Origin of the sequence: Acrocarpospora sp. B8E8 (assembly GCF_039871605.1) — a bacterium.
Taxonomy (GTDB): Bacteria; Actinomycetota; Actinomycetes; order Streptosporangiales; family Streptosporangiaceae; genus Acrocarpospora; species Acrocarpospora macrocephala.
In genome coordinates this window covers 46,050-57,178 of sequence record NZ_JBDPLV010000043.1, presented here as the reverse complement: position 1 = coordinate 57,178, position 11,129 = coordinate 46,050, and the positions used below count along the sequence as shown (strand labels likewise).

17 protein-coding genes are annotated in these 11,129 nt (G+C 68.9%); 6 read left to right on the top strand and 11 right to left on the bottom strand.

Going from position 1 to position 11,129, the window contains the following annotated elements; all coding sequences use genetic code 11:
- The first annotated feature begins 90 nt into the window (after positions 1-90).
- On the top strand, positions 91-1,164 hold the full coding sequence (locus ABGB08_RS33870; RefSeq protein WP_347598792.1) for a helix-turn-helix transcriptional regulator: 1,074 nt from the start codon (positions 91-93) through the stop codon (positions 1,162-1,164).
- 351 nt (positions 1,165-1,515) lie between these two features.
- Here the strand turns inward: ABGB08_RS33870 and ABGB08_RS33865 are convergent, their stop codons facing one another.
- The 5 genes from ABGB08_RS33865 to ABGB08_RS33845 all read right to left on the bottom strand — a co-directional run bounded on the left by ABGB08_RS33865 (position 1,516) and on the right by ABGB08_RS33845 (position 4,095).
- Positions 1,516-2,109, bottom strand: coding sequence for a hypothetical protein (locus ABGB08_RS33865; RefSeq protein ID WP_347598789.1), 594 nt, complete (start codon positions 2,107-2,109; stop codon positions 1,516-1,518).
- Positions 2,110-2,456: 347 nt separating this feature from the next.
- The gene (locus tag ABGB08_RS33860) at positions 2,457-2,756 is read right to left on the bottom strand and encodes a YciI family protein (RefSeq protein ID WP_347598786.1); all 300 of its coding nucleotides are present in this window, start codon (positions 2,754-2,756) and stop codon (positions 2,457-2,459) included.
- A gap of 14 nt (positions 2,757-2,770) precedes the next feature.
- Positions 2,771-3,277, bottom strand: coding sequence for an SRPBCC domain-containing protein (locus ABGB08_RS33855; protein WP_347598783.1), 507 nt, complete (start codon positions 3,275-3,277; stop codon positions 2,771-2,773).
- Between the two features lie 117 nt (positions 3,278-3,394).
- Positions 3,395-3,742: a metalloregulator ArsR/SmtB family transcription factor gene (locus ABGB08_RS33850; protein WP_347598780.1), complete on the bottom strand. Its 348-nt coding sequence runs from the start codon at positions 3,740-3,742 to the stop codon at positions 3,395-3,397.
- Positions 3,739-4,095 carry a VOC family protein gene (locus ABGB08_RS33845; RefSeq protein ID WP_347598777.1) on the bottom strand — a complete coding sequence of 119 codons (357 nt, stop codon included), beginning with the start codon at positions 4,093-4,095 and terminating at the stop codon, positions 3,739-3,741. Before ABGB08_RS33845 ends, ABGB08_RS33850 begins: the two co-directional genes overlap by 4 nt.
- A 100-nt stretch (positions 4,096-4,195) precedes the next feature.
- Between ABGB08_RS33845 and ABGB08_RS33840 the strand changes: the two genes are divergently transcribed.
- From ABGB08_RS33840 to ABGB08_RS33830, 3 genes are all read left to right on the top strand, one after another.
- Positions 4,196-4,927 (top strand): SRPBCC domain-containing protein, encoded by a 732-nt coding sequence (locus tag ABGB08_RS33840; protein WP_347598774.1) that lies wholly within the window; start codon positions 4,196-4,198, stop codon positions 4,925-4,927.
- Positions 4,920-5,219: a hypothetical protein gene (locus ABGB08_RS33835; protein WP_347598771.1), complete on the top strand. Its 300-nt coding sequence runs from the start codon at positions 4,920-4,922 to the stop codon at positions 5,217-5,219. The genes ABGB08_RS33840 and ABGB08_RS33835 overlap by 8 nt, the downstream gene beginning before the upstream one ends.
- 206 nt (positions 5,220-5,425) lie before the next feature.
- A complete protein-coding gene (locus ABGB08_RS33830) occupies positions 5,426-5,596 on the top strand; it encodes a hypothetical protein (protein WP_347598768.1) in 171 nt (56 codons plus the stop codon).
- 135 nt (positions 5,597-5,731) lie between these two features.
- On the opposite strand, the gene ABGB08_RS33825 is transcribed toward ABGB08_RS33830, so the two are convergent.
- Complete coding sequence (locus ABGB08_RS33825; RefSeq protein WP_347598765.1) at positions 5,732-5,893, bottom strand: hypothetical protein; 162 nt, start codon at positions 5,891-5,893, stop codon at positions 5,732-5,734.
- Between ABGB08_RS33825 and ABGB08_RS33820 the strand changes: the two genes are divergently transcribed.
- Positions 5,886-6,134, top strand: coding sequence for a hypothetical protein (locus ABGB08_RS33820; protein WP_347598762.1), 249 nt, complete (start codon positions 5,886-5,888; stop codon positions 6,132-6,134). The two genes, ABGB08_RS33825 and ABGB08_RS33820, sit on opposite strands and share 8 nt — an antisense overlap.
- 124 nt (positions 6,135-6,258) lie before the next feature.
- Here ABGB08_RS33820 and ABGB08_RS33815 read toward each other — a convergent pair whose 3' ends face one another.
- From ABGB08_RS33815 to ABGB08_RS33800, 4 genes are all read right to left on the bottom strand, one after another.
- Positions 6,259-6,972, bottom strand: a complete 714-nt coding sequence (locus ABGB08_RS33815; protein ID WP_347598759.1) for a hypothetical protein — start codon at positions 6,970-6,972, stop codon at positions 6,259-6,261.
- A gap of 142 nt (positions 6,973-7,114) precedes the next feature.
- Positions 7,115-7,609: a hypothetical protein gene (locus ABGB08_RS33810; RefSeq protein ID WP_347598756.1), complete on the bottom strand. Its 495-nt coding sequence runs from the start codon at positions 7,607-7,609 to the stop codon at positions 7,115-7,117.
- Positions 7,606-8,187 carry an ATP-binding cassette domain-containing protein gene (locus ABGB08_RS33805; protein ID WP_347598753.1) on the bottom strand — a complete coding sequence of 194 codons (582 nt, stop codon included), beginning with the start codon at positions 8,185-8,187 and terminating at the stop codon, positions 7,606-7,608. Before ABGB08_RS33805 ends, ABGB08_RS33810 begins: the two co-directional genes overlap by 4 nt.
- A gap of 38 nt (positions 8,188-8,225) precedes the next feature.
- Positions 8,226-8,903, bottom strand: a complete 678-nt coding sequence (locus tag ABGB08_RS33800) for a TetR family transcriptional regulator (RefSeq protein ID WP_347598750.1) — start codon at positions 8,901-8,903, stop codon at positions 8,226-8,228.
- Positions 8,904-9,533: 630 nt separating this feature from the next.
- Here ABGB08_RS33800 and ABGB08_RS33795 point away from each other — a divergent pair.
- Positions 9,534-9,707, top strand: coding sequence for a hypothetical protein (locus ABGB08_RS33795; RefSeq protein ID WP_347598904.1), 174 nt, complete (start codon positions 9,534-9,536; stop codon positions 9,705-9,707).
- 205 nt (positions 9,708-9,912) lie between these two features.
- Here the strand turns inward: ABGB08_RS33795 and ABGB08_RS33790 are convergent, their stop codons facing one another.
- Positions 9,913-11,127: a DUF6596 domain-containing protein gene (locus tag ABGB08_RS33790; RefSeq protein ID WP_347598747.1), complete on the bottom strand. Its 1,215-nt coding sequence runs from the start codon at positions 11,125-11,127 to the stop codon at positions 9,913-9,915.
- Positions 11,128-11,129: the final 2 nt, after the last annotated feature.

Genomic DNA, 11,129 nt, shown 5'->3' with positions numbered 1-11,129 from the left:
ACTGCCTGACGCCGTGCCGTGGGTGTGCACCGTTGACGGATGTGTCGATCATCATTGTCGTCAGCCGACGCGCGCGCGAAAGGACCAGCGATGACGGTACGCGCGGACGAAGCCGAGCCGGGCCTCCCGGCGACGCTCGTGGCACTACGACGGTCTGCGGGGATGACGCAGGAACAGCTCGCCGAGGCCGCCGGGTTGTCGCCACGGACAGTCGGCAACCTGGAACGCGGCCAGGTGACGCCGCATCAGCTGACCATCAGGCGCCTGGTGGCAGCCCTCGGCCCGGAGGCGACCCGCCAGCTGACCCCGCTCGCCGAGGCAACGGGCGGCGCGGCAACGGGCGGCGCGGTGGCCCTTGGGTTGACCGTCGACACTGAACCTTTCACCGGTCGTAACGGTGAGCTGGCGATGCTCGACGAGGTGGCCGCGGCCGCGATGACGGCGGACGGGTGGTGCGTCAGCCCGGCAGTGGTGGTGATCTGCGGGCCGGCCGGGGCCGGCAAGACCCGGTTGGCGATCCGGGCCGCCGACCGGGTGGTCGCCGCGCACGGGGCCCAGGGTCTCCTACTCGACCTACGGGGCAGGTCCCGGCTGGCGGTCGCGCCTGGCACGGCTCTCGGCCACCTGCTGCACGCGCTCGGCGTACCCGAATCCCGCATGCCGTGGCCCGTTCTGGAGCGCACGAACCTGCTGCGGGCCGTGATGGCCAGGCGCCGCGGCGTGCTGGTCCTCGACGACGCCGTCGCTGAGGACCAGGTCCGCCCGCTCCTGCCGGCCTCCGCCGGCTGGCTGGTGATCGTTACCACCCGGAGCGGTCTGGCCGGCCTGTTCGGCGCCCGGTGGTGCCCGCTCGACCCGCTACCGGGCGATGCGTCCCCGGCGTCCGGTGCCATCCTGGACGAGACCCACCGTCGGCTCCGCCCGCAGGCGCGCCGCCTGTTCCGCCGGCTCGCGCTGCTGCCACCCGGGGACCACCCGGTCACGGTCGCGGCGGACATCGCCGGACTCGGATCGGCCGACGCCGAGGCCGCCGTCGACGCGCTGATCGAAGCCGGGCTGCTGGCCGACGCACCGCATCCGGGCCGGTTCCGGCTGAACCCCACGTCACACCGGCACTCCAGCCGTCGCGCCGGTTCGGCGCTCTCGGCAAGCCGCAGCCGCTGATCACCCCTCCTGCCTCGCCCAGGCGGACCTAGCACCTCGGGTCCTCCGGATCAAGCCCGTCTGTGACCGTGGGCGTCCAATGATCGAGGAAAGACGGCCCGCTGAAGGCGCACTTGTCGGGCTGGACGACCACCGTTCCGTCCTGCCTGAATCCATTCCAGCGTGCGGACGGTGACTGAGCACTGCCTTGGCGGGCTTGGTCGCGGTCATGGCGACCTTCCACCCGCCGGCGCGGCGAGGCGGGTGCCCGCAGCGCGTGTGGCGGGGCCCCCTGGCCGGGGATCCAGTGAGGTGCCGGGTTTCCACATGGTCGCCCAGCACCCCTGGTCCGGGGCCGTGGCCCCGCTCTGGTCAGCTCTCGGGCGTGCCGCCGTTCTCGGCGATCAGCGCGTCGAGGTCACGTAGGAGCAGGGTCCTGACCTGAGCGTCTGAGACGATCTTCGGGTCGTTGACGGTCTCGACGAAGCGCTCGAGCTTCTTCTTGTCCCGCTCTCTTCCCTTGTCCTCGGACACCATCACCTTGGCGATCCTTTCCTGCAGCTTCGCGGCGCCGGTGCCGTTGAGCTTCCCAGCGGCCTCGAAGCGGTCGATCAGCGCGGAGATGTCGTCGGTCGAGGTCTCGATGGAGAACTTCACCGTCTGCACGGTCTGGTTGCCGGTGTTGTCGACGGCGGTGACGGTGAGCGTGTGCTCGCCCAGGGCCAGCTTGTACAGCGACTGGACCGTGCCGGACATGACCGGCTCGCCATCCAGCGTGCCGGTCACGGACTTCACCCTGGACCCGGAGTCGATGGCCTCCCAGGCGATCTCCAGGTCCAGGCTGTCGCCGTAGGTGGTGCCGCCGGCGACACCGGTGATCAGCACGGTGGGTGCGACGCTGTCTTCGATCTTGACCGTGACGGCCTTGATCTCCTCGACGTATACGAGTTCGTCGATCGGATACACGGGCCGCTTGGCGGCCTTGGTGGCCGGTACCGGGTCCGCTGATCCTCAGACAAGTACTGAAACGACATGAATCGTGACGGTATGAGATCAACGATCACCTACCCGCCGGTACACCCAAACCGAGATCGACTAGCGCAGCAACGCCATCCCATCAGCGTCTGACCTGCAGTGGGAGCCTAAGCGTTCAATTCCGGCCGGATGGTCCCAACACCCCGAGAAATCCCACACCATTCGTGATCGGGGGACGGTGGGAAACGAGCCGGAGCGATCAGTTTCGAGCCGCCGGACGGTGGTCTGGTCATCGTGGACCTCGCGGGTCACGCCGCGATCATGCGGGTTGGATGGGGCTATGACCGCCGGGTGATCGCGTTGGGCATCGGGTAGATGCAGACAGGGCCGAGATCTGAGGTGACGACGGGGTCGGCCGCGCGGATCGCGTGTACCTCGTCCTCGGTTGCCGCCTCGACGATGGCGACGCCCCAGGAGCCGCCCGGATCGGCGACCGGACCGAACGCGACGGTGATGTCCTTGTCGGCGAGCGCCTGCCAGTAGGCGACGTGCGCGCCCATGACCGCCGCTTCGGTGTCGGTCATGGTGGCGGGGAAGTCCGGCCGGTGGGGGACGAATTTATACAGAAACAAGCTCATCGGGGTCTCCCGGGCTAGGAAGGTGGCGCCTCGGCCGCGGCGGCGAGGCGGGCGAGAATGGTGGCCCAGCCGTCGCGGTAGGCGCCGCCGGTGTAGCCGCCGGGCAGGGCGCAGTCCTGCGCGAGCTGGGCCTCGCTGAGGGCTTCCCAGCCGCGGTGTTCCACGGCGACTCTGGTCAGTGCCGGGCCGAGCGCGGTGAAGGTCAGCTCGACCTCGGTCGGTGCGGGGGTGCCGGTCCAGGTCATCGCGAACCGGTGCGGTGGCTCCCAGATGAGCAGTTCCCCCCACACCGCCACGGTGCCGTCCTGCCAGGTCTCGTAGACCCGGCCGCCCACCCGCTGTTCGAAGGTGACGTCGCGGACCTGGTCGCGCCCGGCGGAGAACGGCTGCACCGGCCACCACGCGCCGATCGCGGCGACGAACACCTCGAAGGTGTGGTCGATGTCGCTGCGTACCAGGGTGGCCTGGCGTACCGGTGGCCGCCGCAGCGGGGTGACCGGTGGTTCAGTGGGAGCGGTCATCGTGCGTCCTGCCGGTGCGGTTGTCGCGGTCGGTGCCGCACCGGTGGTCGCCGAAGCGCCGCGGCGCGAGCGGCCAGCGGGGCGGCGGGTCGGACGGGCCTGCGTGGCGGTCGCTTGTCAGCCGGCACGGTTCACCTCCTCGTCGGAGAGGCCACGATCAGCCTCGACCAGCCGGCGGGCGGTGTCCAGCGCGTCGGACCACATCTCGTCGAGGAACGCGCGCAGCCCGGCCAGGCCTTCCGGACGGGCCCGGTACAGCCGCCGCGTGCCCACCCGGCGTTCGGTGAGCAGGCCCGCGTGCTTCAACACGGTCAGATGCTGGCTGACCGCGGTACGGCTCACCTCGAACGCCGCGGCGATCTCGCCGGCGGCCAACTCCTCCCGGGCGACCAGCCGCAGGATGGCGCGACGGCGCGGCTCCACGAGCGCGTGCAACGCCTGCCCGGCCGGATCGTGTTCGGTCACGCCCACAAACCGACCTGGTTCCCGTCCGGGTCGGTGAAGATCGCGAACCGGCCGAAGTCGCCGGGCAGATCCGTCGGAGGCACCAGCCGCTTACCGCCGAGCGCCTCCGCGCGGTCCAAGTACGCGTCCAGGTCGTCGACCCGGACGTAGATCTTCACGCCCGAGTCGCCGGGCTGCGTCGACGGCCCGATGCCGCCACCGATGGCGTGCTCGCCGGCCGCGGTGTCCACCAGGCCGTAGCCGCCCATCGCCGGGTCGGCGGCGACCTGCCAATCGAACAGAGCCTGGTAGAACGTCTGCGCCCGCTCGTGGTCAGAGCTGAGCACCTCGAAGAACGCGACCGGCAATCCCATGACCGCCCCTTTCCGCATCTGTCAGGAGACGCTAACGTTAGCCGAGACTTACGTTAGCGTCAATCAGGTACTGCTCACGACCAAGGCAGGAGAACCAGGCATGAGCACGACGCAGGTGTATCCGGTGTTCATCAAGGCCAGCCCGGAGCAGGTCTGGAAGGCGATCACCATTCCGGAGCTGACCGCCCGGTACTTCCATGGCGCCCGGATCGAGAACACCGCGGCCCGGCACCGCTCGCACGGCCCGGACGGTGCGGTGTGGGGCGACGGGCCGGTGTTCGAGTACGACCCGCCGCACCGCCTGGTGCACGAGTGGCGCTCATTGTTCGACGAGGAGCTGGCGGCGGAGCAGCCGAGCCGGGTGACCTGGGAGGTCGAAGCGCGGGAGGGTGGATACTGCCAGCTGACCCTGACCCACGACCGCCTCGAGGGTGCGCCGAAGACCGCGGCCAACGTGGCCGGCTCGGGCTGGATGTTCGTCCTCAGCGGACTCAAGACGGTGCTGGAGACCGGACAGTCGCTGGCCGTGGACGAGCCCACCTCGCCTCAGCCCGGTCCCGAGGTCGGTTTCGCGCTGGACACCTACCAGCTGGTACTGCTCAGCCGCGGCGCCAGGGCCGGCGAGCTGGATCAGGCGAGGATCGACGAGCTTGGCGACGAGCACATCCAGCACAACCTGCTGCTGCAGGCCGAAGGCCGGCTCCTGGCCGCCGGCGCGGTCGTCGGCGCCACCGCGACCCGCAATACCGGCAGCGACCGGCCGCTGATCGGGCTCTCCCCCCAGGTCCAGAGCTCTCGGTTCAACGAGTACGTGCACCAGACCTATGCGTGAACACGGGGCCCGCACGGCGGAGACGTACGCCCAGGAGATGCCGTGGAAGCCGAAGCGCCACATGACGAGCCGCTCGCGCCAGTCGCGCGGCACGCGTACGTGTACGCCTCTCGGGCGGCAGCGCGAGCTGGACCGGGGCGGCTTCGCCTACGCCTTGGGCGGACCCGCCGGGACGAGGCCGTTCATCACGGCCGCTGAATGGCGGGGCATCACCGAGTCCCAGACGGTGACGCCCGGCACCGGTCAAGTGCTCATCACCGAGGTCGGCGTACCGGGGGTCGGCTGGCCGTGACCTCGCGACCCATGGGCCGTATCGACCAACTTAGGGACGGATGGTGAAGGTCTGGGATGCCTGAGCCTGGGCGGAGCCGTTGCAGTGCACCGTGGTTCCGGCGAACACCAGGGTGGCCGGCGGGCCGGACCTGGACGGTGAGGGCGGCGACCGGACCCTGGTTGGGAACGACGGCGAGTGACTGGAACCGGGGAGCAGTGCCGCCGGTGAGGACCGGCGGGTTCGATGATCGGATCGAGGCCTACCTCATCCGCGAGCCCGCCGCCATCACCCACTACCAGCAGCGGCTGCGGCCATGGATCGCCCGGGACATGGACTACGTGATCGCGATCGGCGCCGACCTGGTCACCGGAATCGAGCTGACCGCCATCCGCTAACTCAGCAGAGTCTCCGGCCACACAGCGCTGACACAGCGCCGCTCCTTCTCCCCGACATTCTCCGCCGGCTGTAGATCGCCATCGCCCCGGCCGTCTCCGAGGGCCGCTGCCCACCCGCAGACAACTCGTTGAAGTTCACCACTCGTTCCTGGTGGTCGGGGTCGTTGTGGCCGAAGATGAGCTTGCCACCGACATCAACCAGTCGGCGAAGCCGTGGAACGCCTCGGCCTTGTCGGTTATCGCGGTGATCTGCACCCATAACCCCGGTTTGACCTCAGCGCGGATGCCGGTGACCATCGCATCCAACCAGATTGCGTGGTTTGTCCACATCGCGGCCAGAGGCGACGGCGGCGTGGTAGGCGAAGAGCTGCAGCGGAAGCGAAGCGGTGATGCCGATGACCAGCCAGGTCCCGACCCGCTTTACACCTTCACCACCGCCCTCGCCGGCGGGGGCAGGTGGATGAGCCCGGGCGTGGCCGGGTCGGACTCGGCCAGCCTCCCGGCCGACGTCGGCCACGACATCCCATCGCCCTGCTGACCTCCACCCGCCCCGGTAAATGGGTAACGAGTGGCAGGTTCTGGCAGCCGACTTCCGCGAAGTCTCGTCCTCGAGTGTCGTGGTGTATTCCTTGAGGCCGAGGACCGCTTTGTTTGGTTGAGGTCTACTTGGTTTCGAGGTCGCGCCGGTGGAAGCCGTGCAGCCCGACGGCGATGAGTCCGGTCGCGATCGTGGTCAGGACCAGCAGCGGAGTCCAGCTGAAGTCCTCGACCGGGATCCGCGGGATGTGGCCGAACGGCGACAGGTTGTGCATCCAGCCGGGGAACTGCAGGATCGCCCCGAAGTACCCGACCACGCCGGCGTACGCCACGACCAGCCAGGCCAGCGCGCTCGCCCGCGGCAACCACCCCACCAGAGCGACCGCGAGGCCGGCCGTCACCCATAGCGCCGGGATGTAGGCCGCCGAAGCCGCCATGATCTCCCCGAACAGACCGCTCTCGTCCACGGTGGGCGCCCCGGTCGCGGCGAGCGTCAGGCCGGCGAGCAGGATCATCACCGGTCCGCCCACCAATGCCACCGTCAGGTGACTTGCGAGCCAGCCGGTCCGGGAAAGCCCGGTCGCCACCACTGGTTCGGCCCGGCCGGAGTTCTCCTCCGACCGTGGCCGCAGCGTCGTGATCACCACGTAGATCGCCGCGACGATCGCGAGCACCGTCATGATCATGATGATGAAGCCGTCCACGAACGTGGCCCCGCCCATCTGAGCCATCGCTTCCTTGAACATCTCGACGTCCTTCAACATCTCCTCGACGTCACCCAGGAACGGCCCGTAGGACATCCCGAGCACCAGCATGCCGACAGCGAATCCGATCAGCATCCCCCGGTGCAGCCGGAGGGCGAACCCGAACGGCGTGGTGAGCGCGCGGGAGGCGTCCCGCCTTTGCCGGCCGCCGCGTGCGCCGCTCCGTAGAGCAGCGACCCGTCCCAGGTCACTCCGTCGAGCCCGAGCGAACCCAGGCTCAGCGTGAAAGGAGCGCGAGGGCGATGTTCACCGCGACGGTCAGGATCAGCGCCGCGGCGAGTTGAGCGTGCCGCCCCACGACGGCGGCCCGGACGAGTTCGGCCCGTCCGGTCTGCTCTTCGGTCCGGGTGTGCCGGGCCACCATCAGGACGCTCATGATCCCGACCATGATCACCATGAAGCCGAGCATCTGGTGACCCAGCATCGAGCCGTAGGTGTAGTCACTCAGGTAGTGCGCGGGCCCGGTGAACGCGAGCCCGGCTGGACTGTTTATCGTCTCGCCCGCGGTCTGCCGCTCGGCGGCGGTCTTGTACAGCTGCGGGAAGGCGGTGGCCGGCCACATCGTTCCGAGCGTCAGGGCCGCGAGCCATACCGGGATACGAACGCGGTCGCGCCGAAGGTTGAACCGCAGGAGGACGCCCGTTCCGGTCAGGGCGCTTCCGCCTGCCAGTCCAGTCCTGTGACCAACGGCCGGCGTGACGGTCGCGGTCATTTCTTGACCCCTTTGTGGTTCCCGTTGCTTACGGCGGCGAGCTCGTCGCCGTAGTGCCGGAGCATGAGTTCTTCGAGCGTCGGCGGATGGCTGGTGAGCGTGCGGATACCGAACCCGCTGAGGTGCTTGACCGCGCCATCGAGGTGCTCGCCGTCCACCGCGAACCGCACGCGGCCGTCGCTGATCTCGGCGTCGTGCACGCCGGGCAGCTGCTCGAGGCCGGTCACCGGACTGGCGGTGTCGGCTTCGGTGGTCGTACGGGTGAGGTGTCGCATCTCCACCAGCGTGCCGGACTGCACGATCCGGCCCAGCCGGATGATGTTGATCGTGTCCGCGAGTTTCTCGACCTGGGCGAGGATGTGGTTGGACAGCAGGACCGTACGGCCCGCCGCCTTCACCTCGCCGATGACGTCCTGGAACAGGACCTCCATCAAAGGATCGAGGCCGGCCGTCGGCTCGTCCAGCAGCAGCAGTTCGGCGTCGGAGGCGAGCGCGGCCACGATGGCGACCTTCTGCCGGTTGCCCTTGGAGTAGGTACGGCCCTTCTTCGACGGGTCGAGGTCGAACCGCTCGGTCATGTCGTTTCCTGGTCTGTGCCTTAGCTTGTGTTCGGTTGTTATTCGGTTTGCTCTCCGGTGGCCTTCATGACGTCCCGCCACTTGCCGTAGAACTCCTCGTTGATGACTCCGTTGGCGAGGATCTCGGCGTTGATCCGCGCCCACTTGAGCGCGGAACCGGCGCTGTCGTCGGTCAGGTCGATGCCTAGCAGGCGCTTGACGTGCTCGTGCAGGACGAGCGCGCCCATCTGCCACAGGAACAGGACGATGGCCCGCTCCCGGGGGTTCTCGGCAGGCGTGAGAATGCCGCTCTCGACTCCTTCGGCCATATAGCCCAGCGAGTCCTCGATCATCTCGTCGACCAGCTGGTCTACGGCGGGTGAACCGTCCGCGATCGTCTTCGCGAGGTACCTGATGACCGGTGTGCCGTCATAGGCCTCCCGGATCGCCTGGAACGGGTCGAAACCCTTGCCGGCGGCCATCGCGGTGGACTTCTGCGCCTTGATCACCGAGGCGACGTGTTCATCGCAGGCGACCCGGAGCCCTTCCTTCGAGCCGAAGTGGTGAAGGACGAGCGGTGTCGACACGCCCGTGTCGGCGGCGATGTCTTTCAGGTTGGTCGCCGCCACGCCGTCCGCGGCGAAGCGTTCGATCGCGGCGTCTCGGATCCGCGCTCGCGCGGTGCGGTCGGGATCCTCGAACGTGCGTCTTCGTCTGGGCTGGGGTGCTGCGCTCATCGTCGCACCTTCTGAATTTCAGTCAGTATACTGAACTGGATTCAGGCTAAATCGCGTTCAGTATCCTGTCAATGATTCAGGATTCCTGAGCGTGCTGTCGCTCTCGGCAGACGGACGGTCGCCTTGGTCGATGCGTCCATCACCGCGACCCACCAGGTCCCGACGGCATGCACTGCAGGCGGTGAAGTCGTGCGCTTGGGCGGCGGCCTCGGGATTGACCTGGGTCTCCTCGATCGGCCGCGCCCGCAGCATGATCGCCTCAGCCGCCCGGCCCTCACCGGCCCAGCAGGTTGACCAATTCCGTGCGATGCCCGCGTCGCCTCGATCGGCCCGAGTTCGCCGATCACTGCTGCCGGGCCGTCCCGGATAGCGTGGACTGTTCGTCGATCCGCCATCCCAGGGGAGGGGGATCGGCCGTTTGCTGGTCGAACATGCCGCACTGATTCACGGCGAGCTCACCGTTGAGGTCTACGAACTCAACGAACGTGCCCGTGGTTTCTACCGGCACATGGTCTTCGTCCAATTCGGTACACGGGTGGAACCCGGAACAGCGCTTACGCTGCTTCAGCTCCGCCGTGACGACCACGGGGGCGGAACGGGACGCAGGCCCTCACCCCGAGCGGGACCATCGTGGCGGTCGAATTCTTTGATGCGCGTGAAGCGTTCGCGATGGCGGTGGGCTGGAACGGGCACGTTGTCGCGGTCGACGTCACGGACGTCGAACGGCTGCTGCTGCGTGACGGCGTCGTCGGCGGGGTTCTGGCGGCGGGTCTGATCGCCCATATCCCCTCCTCGGCCGCGTGAGCAGGGGGAGAACATGGCTGGCAGCCGTTAACGATTGATAGCCGATGACGGCTCGGACGCGCTCGTGGTGCGGGTACTCCGCCCCCACCAGCCGCAGGCGGCGATCACCGCCGTCCACGACGAGGATTAGACCGACGAGCAGATGGGCCGGCCGCAGATCCGTGTTCGGTGCCGCCTGGCTCAAGCTCGGCGGCTGGGTCTTCGCTCATTGTGAGGCTCGGCCGCCGCGCCTGAGGAAGTCCCGTTCTGCGCCGGTGGGCGCCATGGTGGCGGCACGTTCGTAGGCGGAGGCGGCCTCGCTCTCGCGGCCCAGCCGCCGGAGCAGATCGGCCCGCGTGGCGTGGAACGGGTAGTAGCCGTCCAGGTCCAGCTCCTCCACCAGGGCCAGCGCGGCGGCGGCACCCCGCACCTCGCCGACGGCGATAGCACGGTTAAGCGCCACGACCGGTGTGGGCGCCATCGCGAGCAACTGGTCGTACAAAATCAGGACCTGTGGCCAATCGGTCTGCTCGGCCGTGGCGGCGTCGGCGTGTACGGCGCTGATGGCGGCCTGGAGCTGATACATGCCGGGTCGGTCGCGGCGCAGGCACCCGCGGACGATCGCCTGCCCCTCCTCGATCAAGGCCCGATCCCATCGCCGGCGGTCCTGCTCGGCCAGCAGCACCAGCGAACCGCCCGGCCGTATCCGCGACGCGCGACGGGATTCGATCAGCAACAGCAGCGCCAGCAGGCCGGCCGCCTCCGGCTCATCGGGCATCAGCCCGGCCAGCAGCCGGGCCAGCCGGATCGCCTCGGCGCACAGACCCCGCTCGGCCGGACCGCCCAGCCCGGCGTTGTAGATCAGATAGACCACGGCCAGCACCGGGCGCAGGCGAGCGGGCAACTCGTTCCCCTCCGGCACCCGGTACGGGATCCGGGCGGCCTTGATCTTGCGTTTGGCGCGCACGAGGCGTTGCGCCATCGCCGGTTCCGCCACCAGGAAGGATCTGGCCACCTCCTCGGTCGACAGCCCGCCAAGCAGGCGCAGCGTGAGCGCCACCTGCGCCTCGGTCGACAGCGCCGGGTGGCAGCAGGTGAACATGAGGCGAAGCCGGTCATCCTGCACAGGTCCTGCCTCCTCGGGCATTCCGCAATCGTCGGCGCCCGGTGCCAGCACCGCCACCTCACCGAGCAATTCTTGTTCCCGCGCCCGGCGGCGCAGCCGGTCCAGGGCACGATTGCGGGCGGTCGTGGTGATCCAGCCGCCCGGGTTGGGCGGCAGGCCCTGGGCCGGCCACTTGCGCAGGGCTATGGCGAATGCCTCCTGCACCGCGTCCTCGGCCACGTCGATGTCACCGAACAGGCGGATCAGGCTGGCCACCGATCGGCCGGATTCCTCGCGGAAGATCCGGCCGACCGCAGCCTCATCGACGACCGGCACGC

Excerpts from the sequence above, each read along its gene's own strand:
- ABGB08_RS33855 (WP_347598783.1), bottom strand. The coding sequence starts at position 3,277 with ATGACCGCTCCCACTGAACCACCGGTCACCCCGCTGCGGCGGCCACCG.
- ABGB08_RS33815 (WP_347598759.1), bottom strand. The coding sequence starts at position 6,972 with ATGCTGATCGGATTCGCTGTCGGCATGCTGGTGCTCGGGATGTCCTAC.
- ABGB08_RS33800 (WP_347598750.1), bottom strand. The coding sequence starts at position 8,903 with ATGAGCGCAGCACCCCAGCCCAGACGAAGACGCACGTTCGAGGATCCC.
- ABGB08_RS33825 (WP_347598765.1), bottom strand. The coding sequence starts at position 5,893 with ATGGTCACCGGCATCCGCGCTGAGGTCAAACCGGGGTTATGGGTGCAG.
- ABGB08_RS33805 (WP_347598753.1), bottom strand. The coding sequence starts at position 8,187 with ATGACCGAGCGGTTCGACCTCGACCCGTCGAAGAAGGGCCGTACCTAC.
- ABGB08_RS33840 (WP_347598774.1), top strand. The coding sequence starts at position 4,196 with ATGAGCACGACGCAGGTGTATCCGGTGTTCATCAAGGCCAGCCCGGAG.
- ABGB08_RS33870 (WP_347598792.1), top strand. The coding sequence starts at position 91 with ATGACGGTACGCGCGGACGAAGCCGAGCCGGGCCTCCCGGCGACGCTC.
- ABGB08_RS33835 (WP_347598771.1), top strand. The coding sequence starts at position 4,920 with ATGCGTGAACACGGGGCCCGCACGGCGGAGACGTACGCCCAGGAGATG.
- ABGB08_RS33845 (WP_347598777.1), bottom strand. The coding sequence starts at position 4,095 with ATGGGATTGCCGGTCGCGTTCTTCGAGGTGCTCAGCTCTGACCACGAG.
- ABGB08_RS33860 (WP_347598786.1), bottom strand. The coding sequence starts at position 2,756 with ATGAGCTTGTTTCTGTATAAATTCGTCCCCCACCGGCCGGACTTCCCC.
- ABGB08_RS33810 (WP_347598756.1), bottom strand. The coding sequence starts at position 7,609 with ATGACCGCGACCGTCACGCCGGCCGTTGGTCACAGGACTGGACTGGCA.